Source organism: Sorangium sp. So ce726, assembly GCF_051521405.1.
Classification (GTDB): Bacteria; Myxococcota_A; Polyangia; order Polyangiales; family Polyangiaceae; genus Sorangium.
The window spans coordinates 536,948-558,617 of sequence record NZ_CP150349.1 but is presented as its reverse complement, the minus strand read 5'-3'; the positions used below and the strand labels follow the sequence as shown (position 1 = coordinate 558,617).

Genomic DNA, 21,670 nt, shown 5'->3' with positions numbered 1-21,670 from the left:
CATGCTCGAATCCTTCCACAGCCGCAAAGACGACGTGACCGGGGCGCTCAGGGATCTCGTGACGTTCGCCGAGTCCCTCGGCGCCAAGAGCGTCGCGACGCGCATCACGAACGATCTCGTGAAGAAGCTCGACGCCGATCGGTTCCACCTCGTCGTGGTCGGCGAGTTCAACCACGGCAAGACGACGTTCGTGAACGCCCTGCTCGGCGCCTCGATCCTCCCCGTCGGCGTGACGCCGACGACGGCGGTGATCCACCACCTCGAGTACGCGGCCGATCCGCGCGCCGAGGTGGTCTACGCGTCGGGCGAGCGCACCGGCCTGCCGTTCGAGGACGTGCGGGCCTTCACCGTCGGCGGAGAGCGCTCGTCGAGCGCCGGCGAGGTGAAGTTCCTCGAGGTGGGGTACCCGGCCGAGCTCCTGCGCGAGCGCGTGGTCCTCGTCGACACCCCCGGGGTGAACGACCTCTCGCTCCAGCGGGCGGACATCACCTACAGCTACATCCCGCGGTCGGACGCCGTGCTGTTCCTCATCGACGCCGGCCAGCCGCTCAAGGAGAGCGAGCGGGTCTTCCTCCAGGAGAAGCTGCTCGGCCAGTCGCGCGACAAGATCCTGTTCGTCGTGACGAAGCGCGACATCTGGAGCCAGGACGAGGAGGTCGAGGCGCTCGCCTACATCCGGAGCGAGCTCGGGAAGCTCGTCAAATCGCCCGTGGTCTTCCCGATCTCGAGCGAGCGGGCGCTGGAGGGTGATCGGCCCGGCAGCGGGATGCCGGAGCTGCTCGATCACTTGACCCGGTTCCTCGCCGAGGAGCGCGGGCGCATCCTGCTCGACAACGCGCTCGGCGAGGGCCTCGAGTCCGCGCGCCTGCTCGGCAAGGGCGTGGACGCGCGGCGGCGGGCGACCGCGATGTCGCGCGAGGAGCTCAGCCGCCGCATCGAGATGATCGAGAAGGATCTGGCCGGCCAGTCGCGCACCATCGAGGAGCGGCGCGCCGGCATTCGCGAGGAGGTGAGCGCGATCCGGGCGTGGGTGCACCGCGACCTGGATCGCTTCGTCGACGATGTGCTCCGGCAGCTCCCGGCGATCATCGACGAGGCCCACACCGACGAGATCAAGGTCTACCTCGGGGCGTTCCTGGAGCGCACGTTCGCCGAGTGGGCGCAGGCCGAGACGAAGGAGATCGCCACGGCGCTCGAGGCGCTCGCCGAGAAGACGATCGCGCTCGTGCGCGAGGACGCGCACGACGTGGCGAAGCGGGTCAGCGAGGCGCTCGGCGGCGACGTGAAGACGCCGAACGTCGAGGTCGACACGTTCGGCTACGATGTCGGCGTCTTCGCGCTCTTCACCATCGGCCTCGGCGTGATGTTCACGAACGCCCTGCTCGGCGGGATCCTGGCGCTCGCGGCGCCTGTCCTGGCCGTGTACGTGAAGGAGAAGGTCGAGGCCGAGACCCGCAAGAAGGCGAAGGAGATGGCGCCGATCGCGCTGCGCGAGGCCGCCACCCGGATCGGGCCGAAGCTCGATGAGATGATCCAGGAGTTCGCGAGCCGGCTCGACGCATGGGTGGTCACGGCCGGCCAGGAGCTGCACCGGGAGGTCATCGAGGTCCTCAAGGCGGCGCGCGAGGAGCGGGTCCAGGCCGAGCCGAACAGCGAGAGCCAGCTGAAGGCGTGCGACGCCCAGGCCGAGGCGCTCCAGGCGCTGACGTCGCGCCTGGAGGGGCTGCGGAGCGCGCTCTGGACCGTCGAAAACGGTGAGAGCAGGCCGATCCCTCCGCCCGTGTCCAGCGTGCCCAACGCGCCCGGCGGCTCGGCCTGAGCGGGGCGCATGCCTCCTGACAAGGGAGGAGATCCGGCCCAGCCCGGCCTCCTCCGCCATGCGCCGTGACCATATCCAACCGTCGGGCGCTCATGCGAGAATGCGGCCGTGCAGCTCGACTTCGCAGCCCGTGAAGTGACGATCAAGCTCGTCTATTACGGCCCGGCGCTCAGCGGCAAGACGACGAACCTCGTCTCGCTGCATGGCCTCGCCGGGTCCGACGCTCGTGGACGGCTGATGACGCTCGAGACGCAGGACGATCGCACGCTGTTCTTCGATCTCCTGCCGCTCACCTTCCGCGCGAAGGACGGCGACGTCTCGCTCCGCATCAAGCTGTTCACCGTGCCCGGCCAGCCGATGCACGCCGCCACGCGGCGGCTCGTGCTCCAGGGCGCGGACGGGGTCGCGCTGATCGCCGACTCGCAGATCTCCGAGACGCAGCGCAACGCCGAGGCGTTCTTCGACCTCCGCCAGAACCTGCGAGAGAACGGCCTCGATCTCGCGAGGATGCCGCTCGTCATCCAGTTCAACAAGCGCGACCTGCCCGACATCCGGAGCGACGAGGAGCTGGCGCGGCTCGCCGCGCGGGGCAAGGAGCCGGTGTACAAGGCCGTCGCGACCCGCGGCGTGGGCACGGTGGAGACGCTCATGGGCCTGCTCCACCTCACGTGGGAGACGCTCGATCAGACGCACCAGCTCTCGAAGCGGCTGTCGATCAGCGGCGAGGAGCTCCTGAACAGCGCGGCGCGCCAGCTCGGGGTGACGAGCTCGGTGAACGACCTCCTGGCGAGACGAATGGGCGGCAGCCTCGAGAAGAGCTCCCGGATCGTTCCATGAGGCCCGACGCCCACAAGGGGACGCCGGCGGATTTCGGCCTCGACGACGAGGATCTCCTCAGCATGCCGGGCTCCGCGCCGATGCCGTCGGCGCGCGTCGCGGACGGGCCCAGCTCCTCGAAGCGCGACGGCGCGCCCAGCGCGCATGAGCCCTCGACGCTGCCTCCCCCCGCGGCGGCGCCGATGGTCGACCTGGTCGGCATCGGCCCGCTCTCGCTCGAGGATCTCGTGGATCGCCAGGCCCTCGGGGAGATGGCGGCGTCATTTCACAAGCTGTTCGGCCTGCCGATCCGGATCCAATCGATCAACGGCGCCACGCTCGCGGAGTCGGGCGCGCTCGCGCCGCTCCCGCCGCTCAGCAGCCTGACCGGCGGCGATCAGGAAGGCCGGCGGGCCAGCGTCGCGCCGGCGGATCGGACGGCAAAGCAAGGCGCGTCGGCCGGCAGCGAGGTCGCGGATCCCCGCTTCGAGGGCGCGCTCTACCAGGTGTTCCCGATCGAGTACGACGGGCGTGCGATCGGCCGGTCGATCCTGGGCCCCTACCTCCCCGACGGCCTCGACGAGCCCCCTGCCGCGCAGATCGAGGCGGCGTCCCAGCTCGATCTCGCGCCTGCGGCGGAGGGGCGGCTGCGGATGCCGCGGCTCCGGCCGGAGCGGCTCGGCGCGATCGCGGACCACCTCCGCTCGGTCCTCGATCTGATCCTGTTCAGCGGGCACAAATCGCTCCTCACCTCGACGATGCACGTCGCGTCGATCCGCGAGAGCTTCCGTGAGCTGTCGCAGAAGAACGCCGAGCTGGAGCAGGCGTACGAGCGGCTGAAGGAGCTCGACCGGCTCAAGTCGAACTTCCTGGCCACGGTGTCGCACGAGCTCCGGACGCCGCTCACGTCGATCATGGGGTACAGCGAGATGCTCGCCGAGGGCATCGGCGGGCCTCTGACCGATGAGCAGCGTGAGTTCATCGATACGATCCGGTCGAAGAGCGAGCAGCTGCTCGGGCTCATCATGAGCCTCCTGGACCTCTCGAAGCTGGAGAGCGGCACGTTGATCGTGCATCGCACCGAGGTGGCCGTCGGCCCGGTGCTCGTCGAGGCGGCGTCGACCATCGCGCCTGCCGCCTCGAAGAAGGGCGTCGAGCTCCGGATCCAGGCCGAGGACGATCTCCCGCCGGTGCTGGGGGACGGCGACCGGTTGCGGCAGGTGTTCATCAACCTCGTCGAGAACGCGGTGAAGTTCACGGAGGCGGGGGGCGAGGTGCTGCTCGTCGCGCGCGCCGTGAGCGAGGACATGGAGGACCTCCCCGGGCTGGTGCTCGTCGCGCCCCTTCAGCAGGCGGTCGAGATCCGCGTCGTGGACACGGGCATCGGCATCCCTGCCGGCGAGCGGCTGAAGGTATTCGACCCGTTCTACCAGATCGATCAGAGCTCGACCCGGGAGCACGGCGGCACGGGGCTGGGTCTCTCGATCGTCAAGCGCCTGGTCGAGGCGCACAGCGGCACGGTCCGCATCGAGCCGAACGAGCCACGCGGCACCGTGTTCGTGGTCAAGCTGCCCACGGTCGCTGGCTCGCCGGCGAACAGCGTCCTGCCGCCCATCTTCCAATGAGCGAGCGCTCCGAGTGGAAGCGCATCGACATGCTGCGCGCCGTGCTCGGAGGCGCTGCGGGCGATCATGTTCTGTGCGGCATCGGCGATGACGCTGCGATCCTCGCGCCCGTGGCCCCGCGGGACGGGGCCCATCCAGGCGCCCCGGAGCCGCTCGTCTGGACGGTCGACAGCGCCGTCGAGGGCGTCCATTTCCGGCGCGATCTCCTGGGCTTCGAGGATCTCGGCTACCGCGCGACGATGGCCGCGGCGAGCGATCTCGCGGCGATGGGGGCGCGCCCGGTCGGCCTGCTGGCCGCGCTGGTGCTTCCCCCGAGCGTGAGCGACGACGAGCTCGGCGCGCTGGCGAGGGGTCAGCGCGCCGCGTGCGACGAGATCGGCACGGCGGTCATCGGCGGGAATCTCTCGCGGGGCGGCGAGATCTCGATCACCACGACGGCGCTCGGCGTCGCGGCCGCGCCGCTCAGGCGCGACGGCGCGCGGCCCGGCGACGCGCTCGCGCTGGCCGGTCCGATCGGCCTCGCCGCGGCCGGCTTTGCGCTGCTCGATCGCGGCATCCCGCCGGCCAGCGCCGCGGCCGAGCAGGCGATCCGTGCGTTCCGCCGCCCGGTGGCGCGCATCGACGCGGGCTTCCGCGCGGCGGCGCGCGCCCGCGCAGCGATCGACGTCTCCGACGGCCTCGTCGCGGACGTGGCGCACCTCGCGCGCGCGAGCGGCGTGCGCGCTCTGCTCGATCCTGCGGCGCTCGTGAGCGCCGACCTCCGCGACGCCGCCGCGCTGCTCGGCGTGGACGCCCTGGATCTCGCGCTCTACGGCGGCGAGGACTACGCGGTCGTGGTCGCGGGCCCCGATGTCGGCGAGCTCGCCGGCTTCGTGGCGATCGGCCGCTGCGCGCCGCGCGAGGAGGGCGCGAGCGACGTGGCGCTGCTCGGGCCGGACGGGCACGCGACGAGCGTCGAGGTGCGGGGATACGACCACTTCGCGTGACGTGCTGACCGGGCTCCGGGTGGAGTCCCGCTCCTGGCATCCACCAGCAGTGCACGAAGCTCCGCTCCCCCCAGGTCGAGGCCACGCAGCCTGGTGCATGATGCTCCACCACACCGTGGCGGGTCCGGCTGAGCTAGCGGGTGTAAAGCGTGAAGAACAGATCGCGCGTCGCGGTCGACCAGGTGGCCCCGGCGTTCCCCGAGACGAGCAGACGGCCCGAGTAGGGGTTCGAACCGGGCGCCGAGGTACCGATATCGGCCATCGCGCTGGTTTGACCGCGCACGACCAGCCAGATCTTGGGATAGCTGCCTGGCACCCAGACCGGCACGTCTTGCTCGCCCGCTCGATCGGTTGTGTACGACGTCTCGTTGATCAACACGCCGGGCTTGCCGCCATTGTCGGTGAAGGCGCTGACCACGACCTGCTGCCCGGCGGGGCCGAAGAAGAGTCGAGCGCGCGCCACGTTCGCCCCTGGTGACAGGATTTCCTGCGCGTACCAGATGGTGTTGGTGATGCCGTAGCCGTCGACCCGCGAAGATTGCGACTGGGTCTCGTTGTCGCCCGTCCACACCCTGACGGGCTGCAGCGCGCCCTCGACGTACTTGCCATCGGACCCGCCGACGAAGATGAAGGCGACCCGCGGATCGTCGAGCAAGAGCGCCCCCGGCAGACCAGGCGCTTCGATGGCCCGCACGATGTCGTCGACGTAATACACCCACTTCCCGCCGTCGCCGCCGAAGTAGTCGAGGCGCAGCTTGTGCCAGGTATTCGGCGTCACGCTCAACAGCTCGGACGGGTCGCAGGAGCCTCCGGCATATCGCCAGAGCTTCATCGCGCCGCCGTCGCCGACGTAGGCGATCTGGCGGTAGTTCGATTCGCCGTTGTAGAGCACCACGCCGGCAAAGCAGGCGTCGGCCGCCGGGTCTGGCCCGCAGTACGCGCGCGCCGTGACCTCGACGCTGATGTACCCATCCTTGTCGAAGATCTGCTGAGAATAGAGGGGCAGACCTTCCCAGCCGCCCGTGGGCCAGCGGTCTTCACCGTGAAAATAGAGCAAGTTCGCCGAGGGCTCGGTGGCGAGGCAGCTGTTGGGCCCGGCGACGGTGCACTCGCCGAGCGCCAGGCTCGACGCGTTCGTCAGCCAGCGGTGGTTGACGTCATCGCAGGTGAAGCCGGTGAAGGTAGCGGAGCACTCGGCGCCGCTGGTGCATGCGCCGCCGACATCGACGTCGCTGCGAGCCCAGTCGTCTTCCCAGAAGGTGACGAGCGGCAAGGACGACTCTGCCAGCGAGCCCTCGGGCTCGCCGCCGCTGCACGCGGGTAGCTGCAGCGCCCCCGCGGAAGCCAGCGCTGCGGTGTGGGTCATGAGACGGGTAGCTCGAAGCCACGGACCTGAAGTGTGCAGGTGCGCCATCGTTGGTCTCCCTCGTCGAGGATCGACGTGATGCGGGCAGCCTACACACGCTGCAGGAACGGCTGCACGCGCTCGCTCGCTCGGTAGCTGAGCTTCCCGGGCACGGCGGGCTCGCGGCGGGTCACCCCAGCGCGTGCCTGCGCTGGCTGCCGCCGATCCGCCAGCGTGGCGTCACCGTTCGTCAGCGTTCGTCACCGTTCAGTTGCACTCGGCGGGCGGCGTGGTCCCTGCGAGGCTCGCTCGGATCTGGGTCAGCGCCTTGGCGCGCTGGGTCTTCCCGCTCTTCACGAGCTTCTCGATCCCGGCGCAGAGATGCGATGCCGTCGCCGCCTTCGACTTCGCTTCCGGCGACTTCCCCGACTTGGTGGCGACCGCGTGGAGCGCCGTGCAGCACGCCTGGATGGAGGCGCCTCCCCCGCGTGACGTCCCCGTCCCCGTCCCCGTCGCCCCCTCGCCCGTCGCCGTCCCAGCATCCGCTGCCGCCGCAGCCCCGGCGGAAGCCGCCGCGGCCGGCTCCTGAGCCGCCGCGGGCTCCTGCGTCGCCGCCGCCGTCGGGGTCGCAGCGGGCGTCGCCGCCGGCACCGGATCGGCCGCCACAGGCGCGACCGTCGGCGTAGGCGCGGGGATTGTCTCCGGCTCTGCTTCTTCTTTCCGGCAGGAGCTCGACAGGATGCTGCAGACAAGAACGACAAAGGCGATGGACGAACGCGACCGGATCATGCCCGTCTTCTACAAAGCTTCTCCGAGCGCATCCATACGGCTGCCCGAGTACAAGCCCGTACGGCCCCACCCGCCGCGCTCCCGCGCCCGCCTCACCCCATCACCCCAAACGCTCGGCGATCGCCCCCGCCCCCCTTCCCCCCCGAGTCGGCGGGGGTGGGGGTGACGAGGGAGGGGCCGGCGGGGGAGGGCCCCACGAACCCGAGCGCCGGCCCGCATCGCAGCGAACCCCCTCAGACCCGTCTCCCCCCGTTCACGAGGCAACAGCCACCAAAAGGCGCGAGTTCGTGGGAGGGCCCCCCGCCGGCCCCTCCCTCGTCACCCCCACCCCCGCCCGTCGCCGCTCAGCTGCACCCCATGCTGTTGCCGCAGTTGAGGCACTTGTAGCAGGCCCCGTTCCTCACGGTGATGTGCCCGCAGCCGTCGCAGACCGGCGCGTCGCCCATCATGTCCTCGAGCTGCGCATCGAGCGCGCTCGCCGTCCGTCCCCCGCCCTCGACCAGCGCCGCCGCGGCCGGCGCGGTTTGCGAGAACGACGCCGCGCCGCTCTCCTGCGCCCGCGACTCGACAGGGTCCTCCATGGCCGAGCTGACCGGCTGGACGTGGGCGAGGTCGTAGCGGTTCAGGTACTCGACCCCGAGCACGCGGAAGAGGTAGTCCACGATCGACGTCGACATCTTCACGTAGTCGTGCCCCTCGACGATGCCCTGCGGCTCGAAGCGGGTGAAGGTGTACTGCTCGACGAATGTCTCGAGCGGCACGCCGTACTGGAGCCCGATCGACACCGCCATCGCGAAGCAGTTCATCATCGAGCGGAACGCGGCGCCCTCCTTGTGGAGGTCGATGAAGATCTCGCCGAGCGTCCCGTCGTCGTACTCGCCGGTGCGGACGTAGATCTTGTGCCCGCCGACGCGCGCCTCCTGCGTGAAGCCCTTGCGCTTCCTGGGCAGGCGGAACCGCTCGGGCGCCGCCGCCGAGGGCGAGCGCGGCCGCGCCTGGCTCGCCAGCGCGGTCGCTGCCTGGACGATGGGCGCGGGGACCTCGGCCTTGTCGGCCTTGCCCTTGCTCTCCTTGCTGTCGCTCGAGCTCGAGGTCGACGAGAGCGGCTGCGACGCCTTGCAGCCGTCGCGGTAGAGCGCGACCGCCTTGAGCCCGAGGCGCCACCCCTCCTCGTAGATCCGCTGCACCTCCTCGACCGTCGCGTCGTTCGGCAGGTTCACGGTCTTCGAGATGGCGCCGGACAGGAACGGCTGCGCGGCCGCCATCATGCGGACGTGCGCCATCGGCGCGAGGTACCGCCGGCCCTTCTTGCCGCAACGGTTGGCGCAGTCGAACACCGCGTAGTGCTCCTCGCGCAGGTGCGGCGCCCCCTCCACCGTCATGCGGCCGATGATCGTCTCGTTCGCCTCCTCGATCTCCGCGGCCGAGAAGCCGAGGTGCTGGAGCAGCGAGAAGCCGAAGCGCGCCCGCGACTCCTTGGAGACGCCGAGCCTGTCATAGGCCTCCTCGCCGAGGATCCAGGGGCCGAAGGCGAGATCCAGATCGAAGACGCCGGGGATCGCGGCCTCGACCTTCGCGAGGTCGTCGCTCGTGAGCCCACGCGCCTTGAGCGACGCCCGGTTCACGTGCGGCGCCGCCAGGAGCGTGTTCGTGCCGGAGACGTACGCGACGATCTCCTGCACCTCGGCCTCGGGGTACCCGAGCCGGCGGAGCGCCTCGGGCACCGACTGGTTCACGATCTTGAAGTAGCCGCCACCGGCGAGCTTCTTGAACTTCACGAGCGAGAAGTCGGGCTCGATGCCCGTCGTGTCGCAGTCCATCAGGAGGCCGATGGTGCCGGTCGGGGCGAGCACCGTCGCCTGGGCGTTGCGGTAGCCGTGCTCCTGCCCGATCCGGACCGCCTCGTCCCAGTCGGCGCACGCCGCCCGCCAGAGCGACTCCGGGCAGCGGTCGCGGTCGATCGCGTAGGCGGCGTCGCGGTGCATGCCCATCACCCGGAGCATCGGCTCGCGGTTCCTGGCGAAGCCGGCGAACGGCCCCTTCGCGGCGGCCATCTCCGCCGAGACCCGGTAGGCGTGGCCGCAGAGGATCGCGGTGAGCGCGCCCGCGACCGAGCGCCCCTGATCGGAGTCGTACGGGATGCCCTGCAGCATCAGCAGGGTGCCGAGGTTGGCGTAGCCGAGCCCGAGCGGGCGGTAGTCGTGCGAGTTCTTCGCGATGCCGCGGGTCGGGTACGCCGAGAAGTCGACGAGGATCTCCTGCGCGACGAAGAACACCCGCACCGCGTGGCGGTAGCCCTCGATGTCGAACGAGCCGTCCTCGCGGAGGAACTTCGTGAGGTTCAGGCTCGCCAGGTTGCAGGCCGAGTCGTCGAGGAACATGTACTCCGAGCACGGGTTCGAGGCGTTGATGCGCGCCGTGTTCGGGCAGGTGTGCCAGCGGTTGATGGTCGTGTCGTACTGCACGCCCGGATCGGCGCAGCCCCACGCCGCCTCGGCGATCTGGCGCCAGAGGTCCTTGGAGCTCAGCGTGTCGACGACCTCGCCGGTCGTCCGGGAGCGCGTCTCCCACGCCGCGCCCGTCGCCGCCGCGCGCATGAACTCGTCGCTCACGCGCACCGAGTTGTTCGAGTTCTGCCCGCTCACCGTGTGGTACGCCTCGCCGTTGAAGTCAGAGGGGTACCCCGCGCCGATGAGCGCCATCGCCTTCTTCTCCTCGCGGACCTTCCACTGGATGAAGTCGACGATCTCCGGGTGGTCCATGTCGAGACAGACCATCTTCGCGGCGCGCCGCGTCGTGCCGCCGCTCTTGGTCGCGCCGGCAGCGCGGTCGAACACCTCGAGGAAGCTCATGAGCCCCGAGCTCGTCCCGCCGCCTGAGAGCTTCTCCTGCTTCCCGCGGATCGCGCTGAAGTTCGTCCCCGTCCCCGACCCGTACTTGAACAGCCGGGCCTCGCTCTTCACGAGGTCGTAGATGCTCATCAGGTCGTCCTGGACCGCCTGGATGAAGCACGCGGAGCACTGCGGCCGCTCGTAGGCATTCCGGGTCTCGACCATGTCGTCGACCGCGCCCGCAGCGCCCGTCCGCTGCATGGACGCCTTCCCGTTGGCGCTCCCGTTCCCCGCGTCGGCCGAGGCCTCGTTCCAGGCGTAGTTGCCGCCCGACCCCTCGATGCCGTACCGGTGGTAGAGCCCGCAGTTGAACCAGACGGGCGAATTGAATGCGCCGTACTGGTGGACGAGCAGGTAGGCGAGCTCCGCCTCGAAGGTGTCCGCGTCCTTCGTCGAGGCGAAGTAGCCACCGAAGTGCTCACCCGCTTCGCGGATGGTGCGCGCTAGCCGGTGGACGACCTGGCGGACGCTCGTCTCGCCTAGCTCCTTCTTGCCGTGGATCCCCGCCTTGCGGAAGTACTTGGAGACGACGATGTCGGTCGCTAGTTGCGACCAGCCGGCGGGGATCTCGGCCCCTTCCATCTTGAAGACGACCGAGCCGTCGGGGTTGGTGATGACGCTCGATCGGCGCTCCCAGGTGACCTCATCGAGGGGATCCGCGGCTCGGTGCGTGAACCGCCGGTCGAACCCGAGCCCGCGGGGGCGCGAGGCCCCTTTCTTGGCGCCCTTCTTCGAGGCTGCGCCGTTGACCTGCGCCTTGGCGGCCCCACCGGTCACCGGACGAGCCCCCCCATCTTCCTTCGTCCGTGCCGTCATCTTGCCGTTCCCGGCGGGGAGTTTACCGCCGTCACCCACAACTGCCGACTGGGCCATTTCCAAGTCCTCCTGTGAACCACCGCACCTGGCGGTGACCCGGGTCCTACCGAAAGCACAAAGAGTTCCCTGGAGAACGACGAGGCCTCATCGCCTCGATCTCCACAGGTCTCGTCGCTTCTCCCCTACTACCTGCTCAAACGTTCCGGCTTCAGACCAGTGAGCATAGTTTCAGGTGCCATGCCTGAAAGGCGTGCGCTGACATGCGGGAGCGCCTGACCGCTTGCTATCCAAACTCGCGAACGGTCCGTGCGTCAAGGAGAACCGCTACATGTTGGGATCTCCGTCCGAACAGGGCCCACATATAGGGCCTCTCTGTTCGGTACGGGATTCCTAGCGTTCTGTGATCAGTTCTGAACAGGTGCTACCCACCGGGCGCACAGATTACGCACAGCTTCTCCCGAGAGAAAATCCGCCTCTTCCCGGGAATGCGCCCAACCAACCACCAGCTCTTCCATGGAGCCATGGAGCCGGGCGTGTGGGCGCGTCCCCGCCCGGCCGTCGCCGTCTAGTCGAGATCGTCGGCCTCAGCGCAGTACGCGAGCACCCGCTCCCCCTCGCAGTGGATGGCGAGCGCCACCTCCTGGGCGATCCCGCGAAGCCCGACGAGCTCGAGCAGCGTGGGCACCGGCGCCGGCAGCAGCGGCGGAGGTGGGATGTACCGTGAAGCGCGCACGATGGCCGGCTCGATGGCGGCCGCCTTGGGCCCGATCATCTGGCGCAGCTCGTGGAGCGCCCGCTCGAACCCGCCGAGCATGTCGACGAGGCCGCGCGCCTGCGCCTCGGCGCCGCTGTAGACGCGCCCCTGCGCGAGCGGCTCGATCTCCTCGACCGGGCGGTGGCGGCCGCGGGCGACGACGCGGAGGAACGCCGCATAGATCGCGTCGAGCTCGCGCTCCACCACCGCCCGCTCCCCCGCGTCGAGCTTGCGCGACGGCGAGAACAGGTCGGCCCGCGCGCCGCGCTTCACGACGTCGGTCGAGACGCCGAGGCGCTCGAGCAGCGGACCGAGCGCGAAGCGCGCCGACACCACGCCGATGCTCCCCGTGATCGTCTGCGGCTGCGCGACGATCGCGTGCGCGGCCGCCGCCACGTAGTAGCCGCCGCTCGCCGCCACGTTCGACAGGCATGCCACGACGGGCTTCACCTCCGCGAGGCGGGTGACCTCGTGGTGGATCCTGTCGGACGCGAGCGCGGAGCCGCCGGGCGAGTCGACGTGGAGGATGACCCCCTGGACGCGCGGGTTCTGCCGCGCCGCGCGCAGGCTCGCGACGAGCCGCTCCTCGCTGGCCAGCGAGGCGCCCCGGAAGCGGGCGCGGCTGACGATCGCGCCGTGCACCTCGATGACGCCGAGGATGGGCCGAGGCCACACCGGCATCAGCGAGAGCGCGCGCCGCGCGCCCAGGTAGCGGTCCGCCGACACGAGGCGGTTCTTCGAATGCCGCGCAGCAGCACGAGCTCCTCCGCCCGGCGCGCGGTCCGCGTCTTCCGCGCCGATCTCGGCGCGGCGCGGCGCGGCGGTCGCGCAGGGGAGCGACCCCGCCACGAGCATGTGCTCGAGCTCATCCTCGTACGCGACGGCGTCGACGATGCCTCGCGCGAGGGCCTGCTCCGCGCCGAAGGGGGCCTCGTCGATCCACCGCGCGGCCGTCTCGCGATCGACGCGGCGCCCCTGGGCGAGCGCCGCGGTCAGGTCCCCGAGGCGCCCGTCGAGCAGGGCGCCCACCTGCTCGCGCTGCGCGGCGCTCATCGTGTCCCGCACGAGCACCTCGCCAGCGTTCTTGTACATCCCCTTCGCGAACACCTCGGGCTCGACGCCGACCTGCTCCAGCGCGCGGCGCACGTAGCGGCCCTCCACCGCGAACCCGAGCGGCGACACCATCGTCTCGGGCCCGACGACGATGGCCCGCGCGGCCGAGGCGAGCAGGAGCATCGTGGTGTCGGCGCCCATCGGCAGGTACGCGACGATGTCCTTGCCCCCCGCCCGGATCTCGAGGAGCGCGTCCCGCAGCGAGGCCACCACCGCTGGCCCCGCATGCACCGACCGCATCCGGAGGAGCAGCCCCGCCGGGCGCGGATCCCTCATCAGGTGCTTGCCGAGCTCGCGGACGCGCTCCACCGAGAGCGGAGCCCTCTTCCTGGGACGCCACGAGAGCGCCAGGCGGACCCTGGGCGGCTGAAGATCGACCACGCGGCCGTCGATTTCGAGAACGACATACCCGCCCCGGGGTGCAGCAAACGCCCAGCGGAGCGCGCTGACGGGGAGCAGCAGCAGGCGGAGGAGATTGACGAGCAGGGCAGCGATCACCGGAGGCTCCTCGGAATCAGGGGATGGGCGACGGAAAGGCAGCTCGGCGTCCGCCGGCGTTCACGATGAGGTGGGGGGGAGACAGGGTGTGCAGGAACCGGTCCGCGCGGCACGAGATCCGGTGGCGAGGTCGGCGCCGCCTGGCCCCGGCGCTGGAACTGGAAAGAGAGAGGGTGACGCAAGGGGCCACCCTGTGGCTACACTGTCGCTCCAAGTTTCGAAGGGGACGGCGAGCCAACGTGGGTTACGTCTTGAAGAAGTCGTCCTCTCTCTTTCAGACCAGCTCAGCAAGCCGCGGGCCGTAGGCCTCCGGCGCCCTGGGTGGCAGAGCCCCTCCACAGAACGTGCATCCCGAGCAGAGCGCCCCCGCCCCGAGCCAGCTCCCCCCGCCAGCGCCGTCCACCCTGCGTCTCGTGCCCCTCGGAGGGCTCGGCGAGGTCGGGATGAACTGCCTCGCGCTCCAGCAGGCGGATGGGCTGCTGCTCATCGACTGCGGGGTGACGTTCCCGAGCACGGACCTCGGCGTCGACGTGTACCACCCGCGCTTCGACCACGTGCTCGCGCTCCGCGATCAGGTGCGCGGCATCGTGCTCACGCACGGCCACGAGGACCACATCGGTGGGCTGCCGTTCCTCCTGCGTCACCTCGACGTCCCCGTCTGGGGCCCGCCGCACGCGCTGGAGCTGGTGCGCTACCGGCTCGCGGAGCATGAGCTCGAGGACAAGGTGCGCCTGCTGCCCACGCAGGTCGGGCGCGAGGTCGCGATCGGCGGCTTCGTCGTGGAGCCGCTCCGGGTGACGCACTCGATCGTCGACGCCACGGCGCTCGCGATCCACACGGCCGCGGGGCTCGTCGTCCATACAGGGGACTTCAAGCTGGACCCGACGCCGCTCGACGGCGAGCCGACCGACGAGGCCCGCTTCCGCGCGCTCGGCGACGCCGGCGTCCGGCTGCTCCTGTCCGACAGCACCAACGTGGACTCGCCCGGCGAGGCGGGGAGCGAGCGCGCCGTCGCCCACGCGCTGGCGGAGCTCGTCGAGACCGCGCCGGCGCGCGTCGTGGTCGGCGTCTTCGCCTCGAACGTCCAGCGCCTCCTCGCCCTCGGTCAGGCCGCGATCCGCGCGCGCCGCAAGATCTGCCTGCTCGGCCGCAGCGTGCAGACGCACGTGCGGGCCGCGCAGACCGTGGGGAGGCTCCCGTGGCCGAGCGACCTGCTCGTCCCGCCCGAGGTCGCCTCCTCGATGCCGCGCGAGCGGCTCCTCGTCATCGCGAGCGGCACGCAGGCCGAGCGGGCCTCCACGCTGACGCGGTTCGCCTCTGGAACGCACCCGCTCCTGCGCCTCGAAGAGGGGGATCGGGTCGTGCTCTCGAGCCGCGTCATCCCTGGCAACGACCGCCCGGTCGTCGATATGATGGCCGGGCTGCTCCGCCTCGGCGTCGAGCTCGTGACGTGGTCGACGGATCGGCGCGTCCACGCGAGCGGGCACGCGCACCGGACAGAGCAGGCGCGCATGATCGATCTCACCCAGCCGCGCAGCTTCCTCCCCGTGCACGGCGCGCTGCACCACCTGACGCGGCACGCGGAGCTCGCGCGGGAGCGCGGCGTGACCGAGGTCCTCGTCGCCGAGAACGGCCACGTCGTCGAGATCGGCAAGACGCAGCCGCTCGGCCGGAGCGGCCGGGCCGTCACCGGCCGGGTGGCGACGGCGGGCGGTGAGGAGCTCGGGGAGGAGATCCTCCGGGAGCGAGCGAACCTCGGTCGCCTGGGGGTGGCCTTCGTGTCGCTGGTCGTCGATGTGCACGGCGCCCTCGCGGCGCCGCCACAGGTCCTCGCCCGCGGGGTCACCGGGGAGCTCGAGGGCGGCGCGCTGAGGGCCGCGGCGCGCGCGGTCGCGCAGGCGGTGAACGACTGCGAGCCGCGCGCGCGGCGCCGCGACAACGACATCATCGAGATCGCCCGGCTCGCGGCGCGCCGGACGCTCGAGGCGAAGCTCGGGAGGCGCCCGCTGGTGACGGTGGCGCTCACGCGCCTGTGACGCCGCTCGAGGGGAGCCCCCCGCCCTCGGGCGACGATGGCACCGGAACCGGCGATGGCGGCAGCGCGAGGCTCTCCGCGCGAGATTTCCTGGGTCCGGTGCTGCTCTCCCACATCGAGCGCGTCCGCGCCGATGCGCGGCGCGTCGTCGCCGCGAGCGAGCAGGGCGAGAGCACGGAGCCGGACGTGGAAGCTGTGCACGACTTCCGGGTCTCGCTTCGCCGGCTCCGGACGCTGCTCAAGCCGGCGCGACGCATCTACGGCAGGAGGCGGCTCCGGCCCGTGGCCGAGGGGCTCCGGGAGTTCGCGCGGGAGACCGGCGCGCTGCGCGACGAGGAGGTGCTGCGCGAGACGCTCACCGCGCTCGAGCTGGACGAGGCGACCCAGGCGGCCGTCGCAGGGTGGGTCGCGCAGCGCGCGCACCGCGAGCGCGAGGCGAGGGACCACATCGTCGAGCTGCTCCAGCGGGATCGCCCGGATGGCGCGGGCGCGACGCAGGCCGACGCGCTGGCCGCGGGCGACACGGGCGCGACGCAGGCCGACGCGCCGGCCGCGGGCGAGCGGCTCCGGCTGGAGCCTCACCTCGCGCGCCTAGAGCGGCGCATCTCGCGCCGGAAAGCGAGGAAGCGCGGCGCCGAGGCGCTCGCGAGGCGAGCGATCGGCGATGCCCTGGACGACGTGCGAGCGCTCGCCGGGAGCGACCCGGGCGATGGCGCGGCCATGCATGCGCTCCGGATCCGCTTCAAACGGCTGCGCTACTCCGCGGAGACGTTCTCGCCGCTCTTCGGAGAGCGCGCCGAGCGCACCGCGAAATCCGCGTCACGGATGCAGCGCCGCCTCGGCCAGCTGCACGACGCCGACGAGGCGCTCGCGCAGATGAGGAGCGCTGAGGAGCTGCCGCCCGACGCGCGCGCTGCCGTCATCGAGGCGCTCGCCGCAGAGCGGACGCGGCTCGCTCACAAGGCGACGGAGGAGCTCGCGCGGGAGCTCGAGACGCTCACATCGCTCTGGTCGGACGATCCCCGCGCGCTCCCGAGCGGATGACGCAGCGCACGGGGCGCGGTGCAGCAAGGAGCGCCGCAGCAGGCGCGCTTCGGACCGGGCGAACGGGCACCGGGACCGCTGGCCACGGAGCTCGCCGTGCGGACAGGCGCTTCGTGGTACCGTCGGTCGGGCTCCTTCGAACCGAGGCGAAGCCCGCCGATCCCGGAGGTCGTGTTGCGCCGCTCTGCGTTCCAAAGCGTCACCGCGCTCGTCGCTCTCCTCGCGGCGAGCGCCTGCACCCAGGACTTCGACCAGTTCGAGCCCGAGCTCTTCCCGGGACCGTCCGGGAGCGGCTCCGGCGGGGCCAGCAGCTCCGGCGGAGCTGGAGGAGGCCAGACGTCGGCTGGGAGCACCACGACCAGCGGCGGCGCCGACGGCGGCGAGCGGTGCACCAACGGCGAGGATGACGACGGCGATGGCGCCGTCGACTGCGCCGACGACGACTGCGGAGGGTTCGCCTGCGTCGCCGTGCCCGAGGACTGGCAAGGGCCCGGCCTCCTGTACCAGGGCCCCGAGGCTGCCGACGTCGCCTGCCCCGAGGGCTTCCCCGAGCGGGTGGACGTGGGCGGCCGCGATCCCCTCGACACACCCGCGACCTGCAGCCCGTGCGCGTGCGGCGCGCCAACCGTGGCGTGCGAGACGCCCGCCGTCACGGTGTACGCGGGTGGCGCGTGTGGCGGGGGGAACGCGACGCTGCCGGTGCAGGCGGAGAACTGCATCAACCTCGGCGGCGACTTCCAGCCCGGCAGCTACAGCGGCGAAGCGCCCGACGTCGATTCGGCGACGTGCGCCGCGTCGGGCGGCGAGGCGACGTTGCCGCCGCCGCGCTTCGGTATCGAGGGGCTCGTGTGCGCCCCGGGGCCGGACGCCGGCGGATGTGAGGCCGGCGAGGCCTGCGCCCCGCGAGAGGTCGATGCGCCGTTCGAGCAGGGCGTCTGCATCTGGCGCGACGGGGAGCGGCGCTGCCCCGAGGGGTTCGGCGAGCGACACGTGTTCGCGAGCTCGATGGTCGACAACCGCGGCTGCACGCGGTGCACGTGCGACACGGACGGCGTGCGCTGCGCGGCGACGCTGACGCTCTTCGAGCAGACCCGCTGCCGGGGGCCCGGTGAGACCGTGCCGTTCAACGGGGCCTGCGTCGACGAGCCGCCCCCCGCCGCCTCGGTGTCGATCGAGGTGACCGGAAGCGGCAGCTGCCAGCCGCGCGGCGGCGACCCCAGAGGCGAGGTCGAGGAAGGCGACGACAGGATCACGGTCTGCTGCGCCCGCTGAACGAGCGAAGCACTGCGCTGGCCGCGCGGCGCTGAACGGCGCCGCGCGGCGCGCTGCGCGCTTACTGCCGGAAGATCTCGACGCGCTCGAGGACGACGTCCTGGTTGGGCCGATCGCGCGTTGTCGCCACGTTGGCGATGCGGTTGACGATGTCCTGCCCCCCCACGACCTTGCCGAACACCGTATGGCGGTTGTCGAGGTGCGGCGTCGGCCCGTCGGTGATGAACCACTGCGCGCCGTTCGTGTTCTTGCCGGCGTTGGCCATGGAGAGCACGCCGGGGCCGTCGTGCCTCAGCGAGGGGTTGAACTCGTCGGCGAACTTGTACCCGGGGCCGCCCGTGCCCCAGAGCTGCGCCTTGTCCGGGTAGCGCGAGAGCGGGTCGCCGCACTGGATCATGAACCCCGAGATCACGCGGTGAAAGCGGACACCGTCGTAACAGGGAGTCCCCTGCATCCCCTGGCCGGTCTTCGGATCGGTCCAGTTGATGGTGCCCGTGGCGAGGCCGACGAAGTTCTTGACCGTGTTGGGGGCGCCCTCCTCCTCGAGCCGGACCGTGATGTCACCGAGCGAGGTCTTGAGCCGAGCGTGAAGCTTGCCGGTGCCGGGCACGTTGATCGGGGGGAATTCCATCAGGCCTTCTCCTTTTTTTGGCCGCCGAGGCGGCGCCGTCAGTTCTTGGCCGCCGAGGCGGCGCCGTCAGCCGAGGGAGGTGAGCCGCGGGCCCCCCTTCCTGCGTTCTGCTGCGGCGGTCTTATCTCATCTGGCGCCGCGAACGAGCGGTGAAATGACCTCACGCGCGCTCGAAGAGCGTCGCGATGCCCTGGCCGACGCCGATGCACAGCGAGGCGACCCCGACCTTGGCGCCGCGCGCGCGCATCGCATGCACGAGGGTGCACGCGATACGCGCGCCCGAGCAGCCGATCGGGTGCCCGAGCGCGATCGCTCCGCCACGGACGTTGACGCGCGCCGGGTCGAGCTCGAGCGCGCGCGAGCACGCGAGCGCCTGCGCCGCGAACGCCTCGTTGAGCTCGAACAGATCCACGTTGGGGACGCGCAGCCCGGTCCGCTGAAGGAGCTTCTTCACGGCCGGGATCGGCCCCTCCCCCATGAGGTTGGGATCCACCCCGGCGGTCGCCGTCGCGATCACCCGCGCGCGCGGCGTCGCGCCGGCGGCCTGCACGACGTCGCTCGAGGCGAGCAGGAGGGCCGCGGCGCCGTCGTTGAGGGGGGACGAGTTGCCCGCCGTGACGGTCCCGCCCTCGCGGAAGGCAGGCTTCAGCTTCGACAGCGCCTCGAGCGAGGCGTCGGCGCGCACGCCCTCGTCGCGCTCGAACAGGACGGGCTCGCCCTTCTTCTGGGGGACGAGCACGGGGACCACCTCGGCGGCGAAGCCCCCCGACTCCCAGGCGAGCGTGGCGCGCTCGTGGGAGAGGAGCGCGAACCGATCCTGATCGTCGCGGCTGATGCCGTGCTTCTTGGCCACGTTCTCGGCCGTCTCCCCCATCGACTGGAGCTCGAACCGCGCGGCCATCCTCGCGTTCGGATAGCGCCAGCCGAGGGTCGTATCGTAGACGGTCGGCGCGCTCCGCTCGAAGCGCTCGGCCTGCTTGGGCATCGTGAACGGCGCGCGCGTCATGCTCTCGACGCCCCCCGCGATCGCGCAGTCGGCCTCTCCGGTGGCGATCATCCGCGCGGCGTCGGCCACCGCCTCGAGCCCCGAGCCGCAGAGGCGATTCACCGTGACGCCCGGGACCTCGTAAGGGAGGCCGGCGAGCAGCGCGGCCATGCGCGCGACGTTGCGGTTGTCCTCTCCGGCCTGGTTCGTCGCGCCGAAGACGACGTGATCGAGGCGCGGCGCAAGCGAAGCATTGCGACGCACGAGCGCGTCGAGGACGTGCGCTGCGAGGTCGTCGGGGCGGACCGTCGCCAGGGCGCCGGCGTAACGGGCGATCGGGGTCCGGACAGCGTCGACGACAAAGACAGGGCGCAGGGCAGCAGCCATGACGAGAGCGTAGCGTCGCCTGGTCAGCGCGCAGCGGGAGATCGCGCGCGCCCTGGAATCTTCGCTCGGTTCGACGCGCGCCGCGCAGGCGTCGATGTCGCGTGTGCCCGCCCGGTCACGCCAGGGGTGAGCGCAGCGGCCGATTCGGAAGGCCGGCGCGGACGACAGCCGATCGGCCCGATCCGTCCTGCACAGGGTGAAGAGAAGGCGCGCAGCGGCTCAATAGCTATCGCTGGATCCGCCCCCGCCGGAGCGACCGCCGCCCCCGCCACCGAACCCGGACCCACCGCCGCCGCTGCGGCCGCCGCCGCCACCTCGGAAGAGGATCGCCTGGAGGACGAGCCACAGGAACCAGCGGAAAGAGGGCGAAATCAGCGCGAGCACGAGCGCCGCCACGATGGCGACGACCGTCACGCCGATCTTGATCGGCGAGACCGGAGCGGGCGCCGGCGGGGCGCCGGGCGCCGGCCGCCGTTCCTCCTCGGGGGTCCCGGCGATGAGCGTTCTGGCGATCTCTGCCGTTCCCTGGTCGATCGCGTCGCGGAATCGATCCTGCCTGAGCAGCGGGTTGATGGTCTGCCGGATGATGTCGTTCGACTGGAGATCCGTGAGCGCTCCCCCCACGCCCTTGCCCGTCTCGATCCGGACGCGCCGCTCGTTCGGGGCGATCACGAGGAGAACACCGTTATCGGCCCCACGCTGGCCGAGCTGCCAGGTGTTGAAGGCCTTGTAGGCGACGTCCTCGATCGTCTCGCCTTCGAGGGATCCAGCCACAAAGGCGACGATCTCGAACCCTGTCTCGCGGCGGATGCGCTCGAGCTTCGCGTCGAGAGCGCGGATGTCGGACTGCTCGAGCCGCCCAGCGGTGTCGACGACATGCCCTGTGAGCGTCGGCGGCGTGAAGTCGGCCAGCGCCGGCCGGGCGACGAGCGCGCAGACCAGCGCGAACGCGGCCGCGACGGCCCTGGCCGCGGCCCGCAGCCGCGCCCCGCTCGTGCCGATCCGGCGCACCGCCGCGCCCCTCATCAGAACGAGACCTTCGGCGCCGACTGGACCTCGGGAGAGGCGGTGAAATAGACGCGCGGCTTGAACGGCTGGCCCGTCGCCTTGTTCACCACCTGCCCCCGGATCTTCAGGAGCTCCGCGTTGTACTCGCGCGCCGCCTGGTTGTACTCCTGGCGCGCTCGGAGGATCCGGTTCTCGATTCCCTCCAGCTGGACCTGGAGACTGTGGAAGCCCTGGTTCGCCTTGAGATCAGGGTATTGTTCCTGCACCACGAGGAGCCGCGAGAGCGAGCCGCTGAGCTGCTCCTGCGCCTTCTGGAAGGCCTGCACCTTCTCCGGATCCGTCAGATCGTCGGCCTTGAGCTGGACGCTGGTCGCGCGGGCGCGCGCCTCGGCGACGCTCGCCAGCGTCTGCTCCTCGTGCTTGGCCGACCCCTTCACGACCGCCACCAGGTTCGGGACCAGGTCGTAGCGCCGCTGGAGATCCGCCTCGAGATCGGACCATTTCTGGGCCGCGATCTGATCTTTCTCGACCAGCACGTCGTAGCGCTGGCAGCCGACGACGGACGTCATGACGGCGAGCACCGCCAAGAACAGGGAGGCCACCGCGAGGCGCTTCCGAAATGTCGATTTCTGAACAATCCGCATGACTGGCTCCAGGGTCGCTTGCATTACCCGTCGGGTAAGCGTCGCCAGACGCCTTGCAAAACCCGGCCCCATGGCGCTCGCGGCGGGCCGGCGTGCTGCGGCGCGCCCGCGACGTGATACCCTTTCCGTGTCGTGCCCTCGGCCGGCGCGCTCCCTGCACCGTGCAGGAGGGCCGCAGGGAGGCCACACGCGTGGCGCACCGCCACAATCGC

Annotated in this window: 15 protein-coding genes; 7 read left to right on the top strand and 8 right to left on the bottom strand. The window is 71.2% G+C overall.

Annotation, left to right across the window (positions count from 1 at the left end; genetic code table 11):
* The first annotated feature begins 1 nt into the window (after position 1).
* The 4 genes from WME79_RS02045 (at position 2) to thiL (ending at position 5,246) form a co-directional block, all read left to right on the top strand.
* Entirely contained in the window at positions 2 to 1,819 is a 1,818-nt protein-coding gene (locus WME79_RS02045; protein WP_437531301.1) for a dynamin family protein, read from the top strand.
* 108 nt (positions 1,820 to 1,927) lie between these two features.
* Positions 1,928 to 2,656 (top strand): GTP-binding protein, encoded by a 729-nt coding sequence (locus WME79_RS02040; RefSeq protein WP_012233021.1) that lies wholly within the window; start codon positions 1,928 to 1,930, stop codon positions 2,654 to 2,656.
* The gene (locus WME79_RS02035) at positions 2,653 to 4,260 is read left to right on the top strand and encodes a sensor histidine kinase (RefSeq protein ID WP_437531300.1); all 1,608 of its coding nucleotides are present in this window, start codon (positions 2,653 to 2,655) and stop codon (positions 4,258 to 4,260) included. The genes WME79_RS02040 and WME79_RS02035 overlap by 4 nt, the downstream gene beginning before the upstream one ends.
* The gene (gene thiL / locus WME79_RS02030) at positions 4,257 to 5,246 is read left to right on the top strand and encodes a thiamine-phosphate kinase (RefSeq protein ID WP_437531299.1); all 990 of its coding nucleotides are present in this window, start codon (positions 4,257 to 4,259) and stop codon (positions 5,244 to 5,246) included. The genes WME79_RS02035 and thiL overlap by 4 nt, the downstream gene beginning before the upstream one ends.
* 133 nt (positions 5,247 to 5,379) lie before the next feature.
* On the opposite strand, the gene WME79_RS02025 is transcribed toward thiL, so the two are convergent.
* The 4 genes from WME79_RS02025 to sppA all read right to left on the bottom strand — a co-directional run bounded on the left by WME79_RS02025 (position 5,380) and on the right by sppA (position 13,452).
* Complete coding sequence (locus tag WME79_RS02025) at positions 5,380 to 6,612, bottom strand: hypothetical protein (protein ID WP_437531298.1); 1,233 nt, start codon at positions 6,610 to 6,612, stop codon at positions 5,380 to 5,382.
* 246 nt (positions 6,613 to 6,858) lie between these two features.
* A complete protein-coding gene (locus WME79_RS02020; RefSeq protein WP_437531297.1) occupies positions 6,859 to 7,380 on the bottom strand; it encodes a hypothetical protein in 522 nt (173 codons plus the stop codon).
* A 344-nt stretch (positions 7,381 to 7,724) separates the two neighbouring features.
* Positions 7,725 to 11,144, bottom strand: coding sequence for a vitamin B12-dependent ribonucleotide reductase (locus tag WME79_RS02015; RefSeq protein ID WP_437531296.1), 3,420 nt, complete (start codon positions 11,142 to 11,144; stop codon positions 7,725 to 7,727).
* Between the two features lie 508 nt (positions 11,145 to 11,652).
* Positions 11,653 to 13,452, bottom strand: a complete 1,800-nt coding sequence (gene sppA, locus WME79_RS02010; RefSeq protein WP_437531295.1) for a signal peptide peptidase SppA — start codon at positions 13,450 to 13,452, stop codon at positions 11,653 to 11,655.
* Positions 13,453 to 13,895: 443 nt separating this feature from the next.
* Here sppA and WME79_RS02005 point away from each other — a divergent pair, with 443 nt between their 5' ends.
* The 3 genes from WME79_RS02005 to WME79_RS01995 all read left to right on the top strand — a co-directional run bounded on the left by WME79_RS02005 (position 13,896) and on the right by WME79_RS01995 (position 17,803).
* Positions 13,896 to 15,488 (top strand): ribonuclease J, encoded by a 1,593-nt coding sequence (locus WME79_RS02005; protein WP_437531294.1) that lies wholly within the window; start codon positions 13,896 to 13,898, stop codon positions 15,486 to 15,488.
* The gene (locus WME79_RS02000) at positions 15,485 to 16,531 is read left to right on the top strand and encodes a CHAD domain-containing protein (RefSeq protein ID WP_437531293.1); all 1,047 of its coding nucleotides are present in this window, start codon (positions 15,485 to 15,487) and stop codon (positions 16,529 to 16,531) included. Before WME79_RS02005 ends, WME79_RS02000 begins: the two co-directional genes overlap by 4 nt.
* A gap of 171 nt (positions 16,532 to 16,702) precedes the next feature.
* Positions 16,703 to 17,803, top strand: coding sequence for a hypothetical protein (locus tag WME79_RS01995; RefSeq protein WP_437531292.1), 1,101 nt, complete (start codon positions 16,703 to 16,705; stop codon positions 17,801 to 17,803).
* 61 nt (positions 17,804 to 17,864) lie between these two features.
* Here WME79_RS01995 and WME79_RS01990 read toward each other — a convergent pair whose 3' ends face one another.
* The 4 genes from WME79_RS01990 to WME79_RS01975 all read right to left on the bottom strand — a co-directional run bounded on the left by WME79_RS01990 (position 17,865) and on the right by WME79_RS01975 (position 21,458).
* Entirely contained in the window at positions 17,865 to 18,434 is a 570-nt protein-coding gene (locus WME79_RS01990) for a peptidylprolyl isomerase (protein ID WP_437531291.1), read from the bottom strand.
* Positions 18,435 to 18,594: 160 nt separating this feature from the next.
* A complete protein-coding gene (locus tag WME79_RS01985; protein WP_437531290.1) occupies positions 18,595 to 19,806 on the bottom strand; it encodes a thiolase family protein in 1,212 nt (403 codons plus the stop codon).
* A gap of 219 nt (positions 19,807 to 20,025) precedes the next feature.
* Complete coding sequence (locus WME79_RS01980) at positions 20,026 to 20,832, bottom strand: TPM domain-containing protein (RefSeq protein ID WP_437531289.1); 807 nt, start codon at positions 20,830 to 20,832, stop codon at positions 20,026 to 20,028.
* The gene (locus WME79_RS01975) at positions 20,832 to 21,458 is read right to left on the bottom strand and encodes a LemA family protein (protein WP_437531288.1); all 627 of its coding nucleotides are present in this window, start codon (positions 21,456 to 21,458) and stop codon (positions 20,832 to 20,834) included. The genes WME79_RS01980 and WME79_RS01975 overlap by 1 nt, the downstream gene beginning before the upstream one ends.
* Positions 21,459 to 21,670 lie beyond the last annotated feature (212 nt).

Coding starts and splice junctions, on each gene's coding strand:
- WME79_RS01990 (WP_437531291.1), bottom strand. CDS start 18,434: ATGGAATTCCCCCCGATCAACGTGCCCGGCACCGGCAAGCTTCACGCT.
- WME79_RS01980 (WP_437531289.1), bottom strand. CDS start 20,832: ATGAGGGGCGCGGCGGTGCGCCGGATCGGCACGAGCGGGGCGCGGCTG.
- WME79_RS01985 (WP_437531290.1), bottom strand. CDS start 19,806: ATGGCTGCTGCCCTGCGCCCTGTCTTTGTCGTCGACGCTGTCCGGACC.
- WME79_RS02025 (WP_437531298.1), bottom strand. CDS start 6,612: ATGACCCACACCGCAGCGCTGGCTTCCGCGGGGGCGCTGCAGCTACCC.
- WME79_RS02045 (WP_437531301.1), top strand. CDS start 2: ATGCTCGAATCCTTCCACAGCCGCAAAGACGACGTGACCGGGGCGCTC.
- WME79_RS02035 (WP_437531300.1), top strand. CDS start 2,653: ATGAGGCCCGACGCCCACAAGGGGACGCCGGCGGATTTCGGCCTCGAC.
- WME79_RS02005 (WP_437531294.1), top strand. CDS start 13,896: ATGAACTGCCTCGCGCTCCAGCAGGCGGATGGGCTGCTGCTCATCGAC.
- thiL (WP_437531299.1), top strand. CDS start 4,257: ATGAGCGAGCGCTCCGAGTGGAAGCGCATCGACATGCTGCGCGCCGTG.
- WME79_RS02015 (WP_437531296.1), bottom strand. CDS start 11,144: ATGGCCCAGTCGGCAGTTGTGGGTGACGGCGGTAAACTCCCCGCCGGG.
- WME79_RS02020 (WP_437531297.1), bottom strand. CDS start 7,380: ATGATCCGGTCGCGTTCGTCCATCGCCTTTGTCGTTCTTGTCTGCAGC.
- WME79_RS01975 (WP_437531288.1), bottom strand. CDS start 21,458: ATGCGGATTGTTCAGAAATCGACATTTCGGAAGCGCCTCGCGGTGGCC.